Origin of the sequence: Streptomyces sp. NPDC089424 (genome assembly GCF_044749345.1) — a bacterium.
Taxonomy (GTDB): domain Bacteria; phylum Actinomycetota; class Actinomycetes; order Streptomycetales; family Streptomycetaceae; genus Streptomyces.
In genome coordinates this window covers 1,060,547-1,074,895 of record NZ_JBIVHU010000001.1, presented here as the reverse complement: position 1 = coordinate 1,074,895, position 14,349 = coordinate 1,060,547, and the positions used below count along the sequence as shown (strand labels likewise).

At 72.3% G+C, this 14,349-nt stretch carries 15 protein-coding genes; 11 read left to right on the top strand and 4 right to left on the bottom strand.

What is annotated here, in order from left to right; genetic code table 11:
- The first annotated feature begins 81 nt into the window (after positions 1–81).
- A complete protein-coding gene (locus tag ACIP2X_RS04760) occupies positions 82–1,194 on the top strand; it encodes an FAD/NAD(P)-binding protein (RefSeq protein WP_401667460.1) in 1,113 nt (370 codons plus the stop codon).
- An 80-nt stretch (positions 1,195–1,274) separates the two neighbouring features.
- Positions 1,275–1,559 (top strand): hypothetical protein, encoded by a 285-nt coding sequence (locus ACIP2X_RS04755; protein ID WP_401667457.1) that lies wholly within the window; start codon positions 1,275–1,277, stop codon positions 1,557–1,559.
- Between the two features lie 23 nt (positions 1,560–1,582).
- Here the strand turns inward: ACIP2X_RS04755 and ACIP2X_RS04750 are convergent, their stop codons facing one another.
- Complete coding sequence (locus ACIP2X_RS04750; RefSeq protein ID WP_401667454.1) at positions 1,583–2,239, bottom strand: TetR family transcriptional regulator; 657 nt, start codon at positions 2,237–2,239, stop codon at positions 1,583–1,585.
- Positions 2,240–2,308: 69 nt separating this feature from the next.
- On the opposite strand from ACIP2X_RS04750, the gene ACIP2X_RS04745 reads away from it, so the two are divergent.
- Positions 2,309–3,181, top strand: coding sequence for an SDR family NAD(P)-dependent oxidoreductase (locus ACIP2X_RS04745; RefSeq protein WP_401667452.1), 873 nt, complete (start codon positions 2,309–2,311; stop codon positions 3,179–3,181).
- A 43-nt stretch (positions 3,182–3,224) separates the two neighbouring features.
- Here ACIP2X_RS04745 and ACIP2X_RS04740 read toward each other — a convergent pair whose 3' ends face one another.
- Entirely contained in the window at positions 3,225–4,184 is a 960-nt protein-coding gene (locus ACIP2X_RS04740) for an AraC family transcriptional regulator (protein ID WP_401667449.1), read from the bottom strand.
- Between the two features lie 133 nt (positions 4,185–4,317).
- On the opposite strand from ACIP2X_RS04740, the gene ACIP2X_RS04735 reads away from it, so the two are divergent.
- The 7 genes from ACIP2X_RS04735 (at position 4,318) to ACIP2X_RS04705 (ending at position 12,127) form a co-directional block, all read left to right on the top strand.
- Positions 4,318–4,671, top strand: coding sequence for an ANTAR domain-containing protein (locus ACIP2X_RS04735; protein ID WP_401667446.1), 354 nt, complete (start codon positions 4,318–4,320; stop codon positions 4,669–4,671).
- A 102-nt stretch (positions 4,672–4,773) separates the two neighbouring features.
- Positions 4,774–5,235, top strand: a complete 462-nt coding sequence (locus ACIP2X_RS04730) for an SRPBCC family protein (protein ID WP_401667444.1) — start codon at positions 4,774–4,776, stop codon at positions 5,233–5,235.
- 19 nt (positions 5,236–5,254) lie between these two features.
- The gene (locus tag ACIP2X_RS04725; protein ID WP_401667442.1) at positions 5,255–6,649 is read left to right on the top strand and encodes an MFS transporter; all 1,395 of its coding nucleotides are present in this window, start codon (positions 5,255–5,257) and stop codon (positions 6,647–6,649) included.
- 110 nt (positions 6,650–6,759) lie between these two features.
- A complete protein-coding gene (locus tag ACIP2X_RS04720) occupies positions 6,760–9,267 on the top strand; it encodes a SpoIIE family protein phosphatase (protein ID WP_401667439.1) in 2,508 nt (835 codons plus the stop codon).
- Between the two features lie 172 nt (positions 9,268–9,439).
- Entirely contained in the window at positions 9,440–10,228 is a 789-nt protein-coding gene (locus tag ACIP2X_RS04715) for an SDR family NAD(P)-dependent oxidoreductase (protein WP_401667437.1), read from the top strand.
- Between the two features lie 50 nt (positions 10,229–10,278).
- Complete coding sequence (locus ACIP2X_RS04710; protein ID WP_401667434.1) at positions 10,279–10,788, top strand: winged helix-turn-helix transcriptional regulator; 510 nt, start codon at positions 10,279–10,281, stop codon at positions 10,786–10,788.
- Positions 10,789–10,975: 187 nt separating this feature from the next.
- Positions 10,976–12,127, top strand: a complete 1,152-nt coding sequence (locus ACIP2X_RS04705; protein ID WP_401667432.1) for a glutathione-independent formaldehyde dehydrogenase — start codon at positions 10,976–10,978, stop codon at positions 12,125–12,127.
- 107 nt (positions 12,128–12,234) lie between these two features.
- Here the strand turns inward: ACIP2X_RS04705 and ACIP2X_RS04700 are convergent, their stop codons facing one another.
- Positions 12,235–12,450 carry a hypothetical protein gene (locus ACIP2X_RS04700; protein WP_401667430.1) on the bottom strand — a complete coding sequence of 72 codons (216 nt, stop codon included), beginning with the start codon at positions 12,448–12,450 and terminating at the stop codon, positions 12,235–12,237.
- A gap of 146 nt (positions 12,451–12,596) precedes the next feature.
- On the opposite strand from ACIP2X_RS04700, the gene ACIP2X_RS04695 reads away from it, so the two are divergent.
- The gene (locus ACIP2X_RS04695; protein ID WP_401668877.1) at positions 12,597–13,253 is read left to right on the top strand and encodes a TOPRIM nucleotidyl transferase/hydrolase domain-containing protein; all 657 of its coding nucleotides are present in this window, start codon (positions 12,597–12,599) and stop codon (positions 13,251–13,253) included.
- Between the two features lie 40 nt (positions 13,254–13,293).
- Here the strand turns inward: ACIP2X_RS04695 and ACIP2X_RS04690 are convergent, their stop codons facing one another.
- Positions 13,294–14,337: a hypothetical protein gene (locus ACIP2X_RS04690; protein WP_401667428.1), complete on the bottom strand. Its 1,044-nt coding sequence runs from the start codon at positions 14,335–14,337 to the stop codon at positions 13,294–13,296.
- Positions 14,338–14,349 lie beyond the last annotated feature (12 nt).

Below are 14,349 nucleotides of genomic sequence, written 5' to 3'. Positions count from 1 at the left end.
CTGCTCCGGACATTCGCGATTCCGGAAATCAGTGTGTAAGTCTTGTTCGGGTAGGTTTCGCGGTCGAGTGCCGGTCGTGAGGTGATCGTGGACATAGCCGTCATCGGGGCAGGAGCCTCAGCCGTGTGCCTGCTGGACACCCTCGCGAGGAACGAGGCGGTACCGCCCGGCGGACTTCTCGTGTTCGAGCCCTCGCCGCACTTGTGGCGAGGCCGTCCGTACCGGCCGGACGCCGACGCGGTGCTGGTGAACCTTCCTCCTCTCGCCATGTCGGCGCGTCACGGCGACGACGCGCACTTCCTGCGCTGGCTGAACTCCGGCCGCCACCCCCTGGACCGCTACCAGGACGAACTGCTCGGGGTTCCGATGCCACCGCGCGCCGTCTTCGGCGACTACCTGGTGGAGACGGCGCAGAGCGCCCTTTCGGTGCTGCGGGGGCGCGGCTGGAGGGTCGACACCGTGCGGGAACGGGTGGCGGGCGCGACGCCGGGCGACCGGCTCGTGCTGCGCGACGCGTCGGGCGCGGAGCACATCGTCGACCGCGCGGTCCTCTGCGTGGGGACCGGCACGCCACGGGACCTCTACGGACTGTCCGGAGCGCCCGGCTTCGTCGACGACCCGTACATCCTGGCGGACACGCTGCGCGACCTGGATCCGGACGGGGACGTCGCGGTCATCGGGAGCGGCCTGACGGCGGTGGACGTGGTCGCGGCGCTGGCGGAGCGGGGGCACCGCGGTCACATCGGTCTCCTGTCCCGGCACGGCGTGCTCCCCGCGGTCCAGCAACGGCAGCTCCGCTTCGAACCGGTGCAGGTCACGCAGGACCGGTTGCTCGCCCTCGCCGACGAGAAGGGGCCGCTCACGCTGAGCGACCTGGTGCCGCTTCTCGCCGCGGAACTCGCGCTGTCGCGCGAGGACCTGCCGGCCCTTCGCGCGGAGCTCATGACGGCCACCACCGAGGCACCCGCGGAGCGCCTGGGACGTCAGCTCAAGGACGTCGACGCCCCGCAACGGGCCCGGCGGCTGCTGGTGTTCCTCGTCCGCTCGCTCGGGCCGTTGATCATGGGCCTGCTGTCCGAGGACGACGTACGGCTCGTCAAGGGGAAACACTTCCGCACGGTGTCGAGCATCTGTGCCCCGATGCCGCCGGTCAACGCCGGTCTGCTGCTGACCTCCACGACAGCGGCCGGCTGAGCTTCGTCGGCGGACTCGAGCGCATCACCCGCGGCCCGCGAGCCGGATTCACGGTGCACGCCCAAGGCGCGCCGTTCGCCGTGGACGCCGTCGTGAACGCCGTCAATGCGCCCCCGCACGCCACCCCCGACGCCGCCGCGGCGCTGCTGCGCGAGCTGGCCGACGCGCGGTGCGCCGAACTCTCGGCCCAGGACGGTCTGATGACGGAACGCGGCACCGGCAGGCTCACCGTCGCAGGCCATGCCCGCAGCGATCTGCTCGCGCTGGGCGACCTCGCCGCCGTCAACCTCTTCATCACGTCGTCGATCTCCGGTCTGGTCGCCCAGACCCCCGGGATCGTGGACGCCCTGCTCGCCCCCTCGTAGCCGCGGCGCCCCGGACGTCCGGGTCAGGCGGGCACGTCGAGCCCGTTGAGGAAGGCGGTCAGGACGCGGCGCAGGCGGGCTTCCACATCGAGGACGGCGTGTCCGAGCCAAGGGTCGCTCTCGTAGAGCTCGCGCAGATGGGGGCCGGGGGTGGCCATCTGGAACAGGGCCCCGGCCATGCTGGTCGCCGTGGCGACCAGGTCGATGGTCTGCAGCTCGGTCAGTCCGAGCAGGCGCCGCAGCTCGCCGTCGATCAGCCTTATCTCGCCGTGCGTGACGAGTTTGAAGGCGCGGACCGACTCCAGCGACACGTTGCGTTCCAGGTTCATGGGTGCCTGGGCGAGCAGGTCGCAGTACAGGGGGCGGGCGGTCAGCGTGGCCGCGACCTCCCCGGCGACCTCCGCGGCCGTGGCGTGCGCCCGCCCCTGGAGGCGGCCGCGCAGGTCCGCGGACCACTGCCGCCACCCCTCCGCGGTGAGCCGGAGGAAGATCTGCTCCCTCGTCTCGAAGTACCGCAGCAGGGCCGACTTGTGCATCCCGACGGCGGCGGCGATGTCGGTGAGGGTCACGTCCCGGATTCCGCGCAGCTCGCCCAGTGAACGGGCCGCGTCCAGGATCGCGTCCTCCCGCGCCTGCTTGGCCTGGGCACTGCGCGCGCGCTGGAAGGCAGGCGTAGTCATGCGAGACATCATAGGAACACTTACGGCAACGGTGTTGCGTTATTACGAGAACAGTGTTGCACTAAGAGCATGAGTCAACAGGTCTGGTTCATCACCGGTTCGTCCCGCGGCCTCGGCCGCGCCCTCGTCACCGCCGCTCTGGAGGCCGGCGACCGCGTCGTCGCCACCGCCCGGCGCCCCGAAGCCCTCGCCGAGGCGTTCAAGGAGTACGGCGACCACATCCACCCCCTGGCGCTGGACGTCACCAGCCCTCAGGCCGCACGCGAGGCCGTCGACGCGGCGCTGGCCCGCTTCGGACGCATCGACGTGCTGGTCAACAACGCCGGATACGCGAACGTGTCACCCATCGAGACATCGGACGACGACGACTTCCGCGCCCAGTTCGAGACGAACTTCTGGGGCGTCTACCACGTCACCAAGGCAGCGCTTCCCACCCTGCGCCGGCAGGGCGCCGGCACCGTCGTGCAGATCTCGTCCATCGGCGGGCGCGTCGGCGGATCACCCGGCATCGCCTCCTACCAGGCGGCCAAGTTCGCGGTCGACGGCTTCAGCCGGGTCCTCGCCACGGAGACCGCGCCGTTCGGCGTGCGCGTCATGGTCGTCGAGCCGAGCGGCTTCGCCACCGACTGGGCCGGTTCCTCCATGACGGTCCACCCGATCCCCGACGCCTACGACGAGACCGTCGGGGCGATGAACCGGCGGGTGCGGCAGAGCACGGACGGAGCGGCCGGGGACCCTCGGCGCGCCGCCGAGATCATCGTACGGACCGTCCGGCAGGGCCAGGTCCCCACGCATCTGCTGCTGGGCGCCAACGCGGCCACGATGGCGCTCGACCACTCCCGCCGCCAGCTCTCCGAGGCGCAGGAGTGGGAGAAGGTCAGCCGTTCGGCCGACTTCGCGGAGCCGTATCCCGTGCCGCTCCCGACGGACGACAGGCCGTAGTGCCCGTCCGGCGAGGCGCGTCGCACCGCACGTCCCGCCGGGTTCACTCCCCGGCGAGTGTCCGGTGCGGCGCGCGCCGGTAGGTGTCGCGGTAGAGCGAGGCGAAGCGGCCCGGGTGGTGGAAGCCCCAGCGCGCGGCGATCGCGGTGACCGTGGCCTCTCCGGCCGGATCGGCGGACACCAGATCGCGATGGGCCTGCGCCAGCCGCACCCGGCGCAGGTGAGCCAGCGGGGTGGTGTCCAGATGGCGCCGGAAGGCGTACTGCAGGGCTCGTACCGTGACATGGGCCGCGGCGGCGATCTGGGCCACCGTGACCGGCTGGTCGGCGTGGTCGTCGATGTAGGTGAGGGCGCGGCGCAGCGCGCGGGGGTGGGCGTCGCCCCGATCGGGGTCGGCCTCCTGGCCGAGCGCGGTGTTGGGGAACGCGGACAGCACGCTCGCCGCGAGATGCTGCGCGGCCGTGGACGCCACGAGTGGCTGGTCCGCGGCGGCGGGATCGGCGAGCACCTCGTCGCGCAGGTATCCGATCGTCCGGCGCAGTTGCCGGGCGGCGGCGTCCGAGTGCGGGCGGTGACCGGTCAGCCGGACCGGCCGGTCGGCGGGGTCCGCGAGGGAGCCGGCCACCTGGTCCAGCAGGGCGGGGTCGAGCAGGGTGATGGTGTAGCGCGCGTGGCAGATCCGGCCGGCGTACGGCAGGTCCGGGGGCGCGAGCAGCACCACGTCGCCCGGGCCGAAGGAATCCTCGACCCCTTGGAAGGCGTGGTCGCGCACGGTTCCCTCGTGGACGACGCACAGGCAGATCCTGCCGAGCGGCGTCACCGAGTAGCTCATCTCGAAGTCCAGGGCGAGTTCGTCCACGCTCACCGAGTCCATGCCGGCGCGCCGGATCCGGGCGCGGCTGGAGTCGGGCGTACTGCTGCCGATACGCATCCTGGCGTAGGCACGACTGAGGAAATCCTCGGTCACCGACAGGTCGTCGCTGTCGAACGTCAGCGTCTCCATGGACCTCGGTTGCCCCGCGAACCGCCCCGGCATGTGCCACTGAGCAGCCCGTTTTCGTTTTCCGTACCGCCGTGGGCCGAAGTCTTCGCCTGACGGCTGTCGTCCGGGACGGACGGCGCGAAGGCTTCAGGACATGATCGCAAACGACGGGCACACGGAGCGACTCACCGTCCTCCAGCAGGAGGTGCGGCAGCTCCGTCGCACCTTGGACTCGCGCGCTCTTGTCGACCAGGCGGTCGGCGTGGTCATGGCGGTCGGCGGCCTGCGCCCCGACCAGGCCCGGGCGGTCCTGGAGCACATCGCACGGGACACCGGCGCCCAGCTGCCGGAGGTGGCGGGCAGCCTGGTGCGGTGGCCGACCTCCGACGAACTGCCCCCGGGGATCCGCGAGGCCCTGCCGCGCGCCGTGGATCAGGTGCGGCACCTGGACGAGCAGGGCGGCGGCGACCGCGCGGGAACGCGCCGTTCGCCTCGCGGCACCCGTTGAGGTGCCGGTAGTGTCACGGTGCCGCCACGACCGGTGGCATGGCTCTCACGTGCGGTGACACGGGCGGGGGAGCACCGCGGCCCGACCCATCAGAGGTGACGCGTGTCAGGACAATTCGAGGCGACGGTCGAGATCGATCGGCCGGTCCAGGCGGTGTTCGACTACCTCGCCGACGGACGCAACGATCCGCAGTTCAGCCCCCGGGTGCTCAGGATCGAGCGCGTTCCCGACACTCCCACGGGGGTGGGCACGGTCTTCCGGAGCACGGTCAAGGACGCCGGGATGAAGTCCGCCAGGGAGTTCCGCATCACCACGTTCGAACCTCCGGCGCGGATCCGCTGGGCCGAGGTGTCGAAGAACAGCGTGACGGCCCGCGAGGGCGGCTACGACCTGGAGGCGCTGGACGGCGGTAGGACCCGGGTCCGTATCCACAACGTCCTGGAGGCCCACGGCCTCGTCGGCAAGCTCCTGGTGGGCCTGGCCCTCGCGGCGGCCCGCAAGGACGCGCCGGCCTTCGGCGCCCGGATCAAGGCGGCGGCGGAAGCGGCGATCGTCCAGGCCTGACGCCGGTCCTGAGCAGACCGTGAAGCCCGCGTCCCCCTCGGAGCCGGCCCCGGAGCCCGGCCGGCGGCGGTCCTCGGCGCCCCTGATTGCGGTGTGCGCCGGGTACTTCATGGTGATCCTGGACGTCACGATCATCAACGTCGCCGTCCCGGTGGTGGGCCGGGACCTGTCCGCCTCGCTCACCGGCATCCAGTGGATCACGGACGGATACACCCTGGTCCTCGCCGGCTTCCTGATGACCGGTGGCGCGCTGGGCGACCGGCTGGGCAACCGCCGGGTCTTCTGCTGGGGCGTGGTGGTGTTCACGCTCTCCTCCGCCGCCTGCGCGTCCGCGCCCACCGCGCCCTTCCTGGTGGCGGCCCGGCTGGTGGAGGGGCTGGGCGCGGCGCTGATCGTGCCCGGTTCCCTGGCGCTGCTCCAGCAGGCCTACCCGGCGCCGGCCACCCGGTCGTGGGCCTTCGGGCTGTGGGGTTCGATGGCGGGCATCGCGGCCTCCGCGGGCCCGCTGCTGGGTGGGCTGCTGGTGTCCACCGTCGGCTGGCGCTGGGTCTTCCTGATCAATCTCCCCGTCGGCGTGGTCTGCCTGGTGCTGACCCTGCGCCATGTGACGCCCTCGCCCCGGCGGGCGGACCGGGCGCTGGACCTGCCCGCGCAGTGCCTGGCCGTGGCGACCGTCGCCCTGCTGACCGGCGCCCTGAACGAGGCGGGCCGCCGTGGCTGGTCGGATCCCCTGGTGCTCGCCGGACTGGGCCTGGCCCTGGGGTCCGCCGGGGCGTTCGTGGTGCGCGAGCGGCTGGCCCGCTCCCCCGCCCTCACGCCGGGCATGATGCGCTCACGCGCCCTGAGCGGCGCGGCCGCGATCGGCCTGCTGTTCAACTTCGGCTTCTACGGCATGCTGTTCACCGCCAGCCTGTGGTTCCAGCACCGGCGCGGTCTGAGCGCCCTCGCCACCGGGGTCGCCCTGTTCCCCGCGGTGGCGATGACCATGTTCGCCTCCGTCCTGTCGGGACGCCTGTCCCGGCGCACCGGCGACCGTCCGCTGGTGGTCTCCGGCATGGTCCTGGCCGGACTGGGACTGGCCGGGTGGGCGGCGGCGGGCGCGGACCCCGCCTACTGGCTGCTGGTGGCCCCCATGATGGCCGCGGGCTTCGGGACCTCGTTCGCCCTCACCGGCTCGACGGCCACCGTGATGGGCGCGGCACCCGCAGCCTACGCGGGCGCCGCCTCCGCCTTCTTCAACACCAGCCGCCAGATCGGCAGCGCGGCGGGGGTCGCGCTGGGAGGCAGCCTGCTCGCCACCGGCGCCACCTACGGTGCCGGACTGCGGACGAGCATGGCCGTCGGGGCCGTGGCCTACCTGACGGCCGCGGCCCTCGCGTGGTGGTGCGTACCGGCGAGGACGCGGGCGCCGTAGGGCGCCACGACTCGTCACAAATCTCGCGGCTGTCCGGTCATGGACACGGATGGGGCAATTCTGTCCGGCTTGCCCGCCAGCAGGCTCCCCGCCAGGCGAGGAACAGCGCGATGAACATCAACGACTTCACACACCTGACGTTCGGCGACCGGATGAACTCCTCCGAGGTCTCCGAGTCGGCCTTCGCGCTGTTCGACGAACCGGGGACGGTGGTGGCGTGGACGCAGGCCGCCGAGCGGCTCGTCGGCATCCCCGCGCACGACGCGGTGGGCCGCTCCGCCGCACTGGTGCTGCCGTCCTTCAGGGAGAAGTCGACGACCTCGGCCTTCGTCGAGCGATGCCGCGAGCGCAACGGCTGGCCGGGCACCTCCACGGTGCTCCATCGCGACGGCCGCCATCTCGACGTCGGACTGCGGCTCTCCAGGCTTCGGGCCGGCGACGGGACGACGCAGTGGCTCGCGTCCGTCACCGACATCGGCACGCTGTCCCGGGCGATGGACGGACCTGTCACCGGGACCCTCCTCACCCGCGCGCCGATCGGTGCCAGCGTGCGGGACACGGCCCTGCTCTGCGTCGGCGTGAACGACGCGATGCAGAGCCACGACGGCATCCCCGCCGACTGCCGCCTCGGGCACCGCCTCAGCCACGTCCTGCCCGGCGCCAAGGCGGAGGCGCTGGAGGAGGTGATGCGGCAGGTGCTGAGAAACGGCTCCACCAAAGTCCACGAGTACCGGACGTGGCTTCCCACGGCACTCGGCCCCGAGCACCCCTTCGCGGTGTCGTTCTCGTGTCTCCAGGGCGCCGACGGCCAGCCGTGGGGCGTCTGCGTCACCAGCGTCGACGTCACCGAGCGCCAGCAGGCGCGCGAACGCCTGGCCGTGCTCAGCCAGGCCGGCACCCGGCTCGGCAGGACCCTGGACGTCATGCAGACCAGTCAGGAGCTGGCGGACCTCGCCGTGCCGCTGCTCGCCGACTTCGTCGCGGTGGACCTGGAGCAGTGGGTGCCCTTCGGTGAGGGGCCGGCGGCCCGTTTCGGCCCCTCGGGCGAACGCTTCCCCGTGCTGCGGCGCGCCGGACTGGCCTCGATCCACCAGGGCGTCCCGGAATCGGCGTGGACGCGCGGTGAGCCGGTCACCCTGCCGCCTGGTTCCCCGCTCACCTCCGTGCTGGACACCGGCAGGTCATACCTGGAACCGATCCTCGACACCGCTCCGGGCACCTGGACGAACGGTGACCACCTGCGGACGCAGAAGATCCTGGAACACGGCATGCACTCCCTGATGGTCGTGCCCATCCGCACCCGGCGGGCCCCGCTCGGCCTGGCCGTGTTCATCCGCACCAAGGACCCGGTCCCCTTCCAGGAGGCCGATCTGGTCCTGGCCGAGGAACTCGTCAGCCGCGCCGCGGTGTCGCTGGACAACGCGCGCCGGTACGCCCGCGAGCACACCGCGGCGCTGGCGCTGCAACGCAATCTGCTCCCGCACCGCCTCAAGGGCGGTCCGGCGGTGGAGACCGCCTCGCGCTATCTGCCCGCCGACATCGACCACGGGGTCGGGGGCGACTGGTTCGACGTGATCCCGCTGTCCGGCGCCCGCGTCGCCCTCGTCGTCGGCGACGTGGTCGGGCACGGCATCAACGCCGCCGCGACCATGGGCAGGCTCCGCACCGCGGTCCGCACGCTCGCCGACATGGACCTGCCGCCCGAGGAACTGCTCACCCATCTCGACGACACGGTCCAGCGGCTGGTGGAGGAGGACGCCGAGGCCCCGGACCAGCTCTCGACGGTGGTCGGGGCCACCTGCCTGTACGCCGTCTACGACCCCGTCACCGGCCGGTGCGCCATGGCCTCCGCGGGGCACCCGCCGCCCGCCGTCGTCGAACCCGGGGGCCGGGTCACCTACCCCGCCCTTCCCACCGGGGCCCCGCTCGGCGTCGGACTGGGCGCCCCCATCGAGGCCCTTGAGCTCGAACTGCCCGAGGGAAGTCTGCTCGCCCTGTACACCGACGGCCTGATCGAGTGCCGCGGCCAGGACATCGAGGACGGGATGCGCCGGCTGGGCGCGGCTCTCGCGCGGCCGGGCCTGCCCCTCGAGGAGCTCTGCGGCCGTGCGATGGGGCCCTTCTCCGGCCAGGCGGCGTCCGACGACGTCACCCTGCTCCTCGTGCGCACCCGCCTGCTCGCCCCGAGCCAGGTGGCCGCCTGGACCCTGCCCGGCGACGACACCGCCGCCCGTCGCGCGCGGCGTCTCGCGGCCGGGCAACTGGCCGAATGGGGCCTGCGGGACGTCGAGGACGCCACGAAACTGATCGTCAGTGAGCTGGTCACCAACGCCGTCCGCCACGGCGCCGGCCCGATCCGGCTGCGCCTGATCAGGCATCAGGTCCTCACGTGCGAGGTGTCCGACGCCTACGGCTGCGCGCCGCGTCGGCGCCGCGCACACGCCGACGACGAGAACGGCCGAGGCCTCCTCCTCGTGTCGCAGCTGTCCCGCAGATGGGGCCACCGCCCGGCCGCGACCGGCAAGGTCGTCTGGGCCGAACAGACCCTCGCCCCGCCCGCCGTCTCCGGCACGTCCGGCCCACCGCAGGACCGACCGGAGTCCGGAGCGGCAGCCTAGGCTCCGTCCGGCACCTTCGGCGGAGCGGAGTTCACCGGACGCGTCGACGCCCCTTCCGCCATAGCCGTCCGTTATGCCTGCATCACTCAAGATCCTCTACCGACACGTGACAGATCGTCCTACCGTCGAAGGCGTTCCGGCATCCCCGTCCCACCTGTCGAGGAGCACACCCATGCCCAGCAACACCTTTGACTTCACCGGCCAGAAGGTCATCGTCGTCGGCGGCACCAGCGGGATCGGGCTGGCCGTCGCCCGGCGCGTCCTCCAGGACGGCGGGAGCGCCGTCGTCATCGGCAGGTCGCAGGACAGCGCCGCGAAGGCAGTGGCGGAACTGGACGGACTCGGCGACGTCACCGGCCTCGCGGCCGACCTCTTCGACAGCGCCGCCGTGGACCGCCTGCGCGCCACCCTCACCGAGCAGCACCCCGACGCCACCCTCCTGGTGAACGCCGCGGGCGTCTTCGAGCCGAAGACCTTCCTGGAACACACCCCCGAGGACTACGACCGTTACCAGGCCCTCACCCGCGCCATCTTCTTCGTCACGCAGACCGTCACCGGCAACATGATCGCCCGCGGCCGCCGCGGAGCCGTCGTCAACATCGGAGGCATGCTCGCGCACCAGGCGATGGCCGCCACCCCCTCCTCCGCCTACTCCGTCGCCAAGGCCGGACTGCACTCCCTCACCCAGCACCTCGCCATGGAACTCGCCCCGCACGGCATCCGCGTCAACACCGTGGCACCCGCCGTCGTCCGCACCCCCATCTACGAGGCCTTCATCCCCGAGGACGAGATCGACTCCGCCCTCGACGCCTTCGACTCCTTCCACCCCCTGGGCCGCACCGGAACCCCCGACGACGTCGCCCCCGCCGTCGCCTTCCTGCTCTCCACCCAGGCCGACTGGATCACCGGCGCCACCTGGGACGTCGACGGCGGCGTACGAGCCGGCCGCAACAAGTACTGACAGTGCCCCATGCTTTAGAATTGCAAGTAACCTGGGGTTCGGAGGTACCGGTGAAGCGTCGAGAGCTGGTCGATTCAGCGTGTCCCATCGACCGCTCCCTCTCCGAGGTCGGCGACAGCTGGACGCTTCAGATCCTCCGGGACGCCATGCACGGTGTCACACGGTTCACGGACTTCAACAGGCGGATCGGTGTCGCCTCCAACATCCTCTCCGCCCGGCTTCAGAAGCTCGTGGCCGTGGGCATCTTCGAGATCCGCGAGTCCGCGCTCGGCAACTCCCACGAGTACGTCCTCACCGAGAAGGGACGGGACTTCCACACCGTTCTCTCGGCGCTGCGGCAGTGGGGGCAGAAGTACCTCTTCGAGGACGACGAGCCGATGACCCAGGTCGTCGACGCCCGGACGGGACGACCGCCCCGCACGCTGACCGTCGTCGCCGCGGACGGCAGGGAGCTGACCCCCGACGACCTGCTCCTGGTCCAGGCGCGTGCGGCGGACCCCGTCGAGACGGCGGTGCCGATCGACACACCGCGCCGCCGCAAGAGCGCCGCGGAGTCGTGAGGCACGCCTCGCGAGCGTAGGGGCACCGCCGGGCGCGGGTTGCAACCCCTCACCCACGGGCGTTCCCTGGAAGTACCGGCGGTGAGGCGAGCCCTCGATCACGGCGCATACCGAAAGCCGCGCCTTCGTGTGTGTCCCCGGCAGCGGCCCGTTCGACTCCGCCTTCGCTCCACAGGAGGTGACACAGGTGAAAGCCGTTGTCTACGAGAGGCCCTTCAGCGTCACGGTGAAGGACGTCGACGATCCGCGGATCCAGCACCCGAACGATGTGCTCGTACGTGTCACGTCGTCCGCGATCTGCGGCTCCGACCTGCACATGTACGAGGGTCGCACCGCGGCCGAGCCGGGCATCGTCTTCGGGCACGAGAACCTGGGCGTCATCGAGGAGGTCGGGGACGGCGTGACCTCGCTGGCCGTGGGCGACCGTGTCGTGATGCCCTTCAACGTCGCGTGCGGATTCTGCAAGAACTGCCTGGCCGGCGAAACGGGCTTCTGCCTGACGGTCAATCCGGGCTTCGCCGGCGGTGCCTACGGCTACGTGGCCATGGGCCCCTACAAGGGGGGCCAGGCGGAACGGCTCCGGGTGCCGTTCGCCGACTTCAACTGCCTGAAGCTGCCGGCGGGCGAGCAGTTCGAGACGGACTTCATCCTGCTCGCCGACATCTTCCCGACCGGCTACCACGGCTGCGAACTCGCCCAGGTCACCCCCGGTGAGACGGTGGCCGTCTACGGCGCCGGACCGGTGGGCCTCATGGCCGCCTACTCGGCGCTGCTGCGCGGTGCCGCGAAGGTGTTCTCCGTCGACCGGGTACCGGAGCGACTCGCCAAGGCCGAGGAGATCGGGGCCATCCCGATCGACTTCACCCAGGGCGACCCGGCCGAGCAGATCAAGGCACAGACGAACGGAGAAGGAACCGACAAGGGCGTGGACGCCGTCGGCTACCAGGCCCAGTCCCACGACACCAGCCACGAGGAACCGGCGATCGTCCTCAACGAACTGGTGGAGACCGTCAGGGCGACCGGCAGGCTCGGTGTACCGGGTCTGTACGTGCCGTCCGACCCGGGCGGACCCGACGAGCACGCCAAGCACGGCCAGCTCCTGGTCTCGATCGGCAGGATGTTCGAGAAGGGCCAGAAGGTCGGCACCGGCCAGTGCAACGTCAAGCGGTACAACCGCCAGCTGCGTGACCTGATCATCGCCGGGCGCGCCAAGCCCAGCTTCGTGGTCTCGCACGAGTTGCCGCTGGAGGACGCCCCGCAGGCGTACGAGAAGTTCGACAAGCGCATCGAGGGCTACACCAAGGTGGTCCTGCACCCGGGCCACGCCCTCGCGGCGTGAGCCACCCCGGCCCGGGCACGATCGGTGCCCGGGCCGACCTCTGGGCGTGAGCCGGTCCCGGCGACACCACCGGCGCCGGGTGCGGCGGCCAGGGACATCGGCGGCTCTCAGCCCTCCCACGCGTCGGGGCCGCCGCCGCGCCACTCGACCTGACCGGACCCCCGTACCCAGTCGTCGTCGACGTCGTCCAGACCCGCCAGCCGCAGGAACTCGACGATGTCCAGCAGGCCGTACGCCATGCCCACGAAGTGGCGCTCGACGCGCACCCGTCGGCCCCCGTCCTCGGCGGGCGGGTAGATCACCACGGGCGGTGCGACGGTCATGGCACCAGCATGCGGTCCGCGCGGCACCCGCGCATGCGGGGCGCCGACCCTCCCTCCTGGCCACCGACGCGCGCGTGGACGCCGAAAAACACACGTGCGAACGGGATCTCGGGCGTGCCAGGATGGCGCGGGGAATGCGAGGTCACGTGGACGAGTTGAGGCGCTTCAGCCGCGCACTGGTCGCGTGGGCGGCCGGCGGCGCGGAGGCGGACGCGGCCGCCGGGGCGGCGCGGGAGCTGGCCGCCGACCAGGTCCGCACGATCGTGCTCGTCGAGGGCAGCAGTGACCAGGCCGCACTCGAGGCGCTGGCCACGCGCCATGGCCGCGACCTCGGCGCGGAGGGCGTCACGGTGGTGCCGCTCGGAGGCGCGACGAACATCGGCCGTTTCCTCGACGTGTGCGGACCCGCGGGGCTCGGCCTCCCCCTGGCGGGCCTCTGCGACATCGGCGAGGAACGGCACTTCAGGCGCCACCTGGAGCGGGTCGGGCTCGGTTCCGCCCTCACCCAGGACGAGCTGGAGGCACTCGGCTTCCAGGTGTGCGTCGCCGACCTGGAGGACGAGCTGATCCGCGCGCTGGGGGCCGCGTGCGTGCAGCGGGTGATCGAGGAACAGGGCGAGACGCGTCCCTTCCGCACCTTCCAGGGCCAGCCCGCCCAGCGGGACCGGCCCGTGGAGCACCAGCTGCGGCGCTTCATGGGCACGCACAGCGGTCGCAAGGCGCTCTACGCGCGGGCGCTGGTCGCGCACCTGGACCTCGCGCACGTTCCGCGGCCGCTGGAACGCCTCCTCACGCACGTCTGACGCGGCTGCCACCGTGCCCGGGGCGTGCGAGCGAGCCGCGTCAGGGCACGCGTGCCGCCGCGGCCCGCGCGAGGCTGAGGGTCCGGGAACGGGACGGCGCCCCGGGACTTCCCGCCTCGCTGAGGACGACCAGCGTCTTCCCCACGACCACCAGCACCAGGGTCTCCTGCACGGTGAACGTCTCCGCGGTGACGGTGACCGTGGCGTGCCACGAGGCATCGCCCATCCCCGCCGAGCCGTGCGCCACCACCCTCTCGGTACCGGTCATCCCGTCGTTCCAGCCGATGCCGAACCCACCGCAGCCGGACAGCACGTTCGCCGCCTGCTGGAGCTCCTGCCGTGCCCCCGAACCCGGCAGCCAGCGCAGCACCTCCTGAAGGAACGGTCCACTCTGGCTCTGGGCGAAGGTCACCCGCGCCTCCACGGCGCCCGGACGGGTGCTGCGGTAGGACTCCAGGGCGTTGAGCGTGCTGACGCACTCGGGGCGGTCGGAGCGGGTGGGGGGATCGTTCTGCAGCACGGTCTTGACGTATCCGGAGGGCAGTTGAGCCGTCGTCAGGAGCGCCGCGGCGAGGGTGCCGGAGGCGGGTGGGCCCGCGGGGGCGGGAGAGGTGGGATCGCCGGCCGACCCCCCGGTGCCGCCGGTGCCCCCGGACCCACCGGACCCGCCGGATCCACCAGGACCTCCGGATCCGCCGCCTGAACCGCCGCCGGACCCGCCACCTGAACCGCTCCCCCCACCGGTACCGCCCGACGCACCGGACCCGCCCGAGCCCCCACCCCCACCCCCTGAGCCTGCGGTGCGCCCCTCGCCCTCCCCCGTGCCGGAGGCCCCCGGGGTCCGGGAGCGCGACGGCGAGCCGGACGACGCCTCGGGGGACGCGGAGTCCGAACCCGTGGGAGAGACGGCCGTCCTCGACGGAACGGCGAACGAGGACTCCGTCGGCACGACGGTGTCCGCATGGTCGCCGCGCTCGGTGCCGCACGCGGTGAGGGCGGCGGCCAGCAGCGCCGCCACGACCGGCGCCACGGCGAGCCGAAGACGGGTGGCGGGGCCGCCGGCCGCGGCGGGAGTCCTGTTCACACGTGCCTCCTG

Excerpts from the sequence above, each read along its gene's own strand:
- ACIP2X_RS04745 (WP_401667452.1), top strand. The coding sequence starts at position 2,309 with ATGAGTCAACAGGTCTGGTTCATCACCGGTTCGTCCCGCGGCCTCGGC.
- ACIP2X_RS04715 (WP_401667437.1), top strand. The coding sequence starts at position 9,440 with ATGCCCAGCAACACCTTTGACTTCACCGGCCAGAAGGTCATCGTCGTC.
- ACIP2X_RS04735 (WP_401667446.1), top strand. The coding sequence starts at position 4,318 with ATGATCGCAAACGACGGGCACACGGAGCGACTCACCGTCCTCCAGCAG.
- ACIP2X_RS04740 (WP_401667449.1), bottom strand. The coding sequence starts at position 4,184 with ATGGAGACGCTGACGTTCGACAGCGACGACCTGTCGGTGACCGAGGAT.
- ACIP2X_RS04720 (WP_401667439.1), top strand. The coding sequence starts at position 6,760 with ATGAACATCAACGACTTCACACACCTGACGTTCGGCGACCGGATGAAC.
- ACIP2X_RS04700 (WP_401667430.1), bottom strand. The coding sequence starts at position 12,450 with ATGACCGTCGCACCGCCCGTGGTGATCTACCCGCCCGCCGAGGACGGG.
- ACIP2X_RS04750 (WP_401667454.1), bottom strand. The coding sequence starts at position 2,239 with ATGACTACGCCTGCCTTCCAGCGCGCGCGCAGTGCCCAGGCCAAGCAG.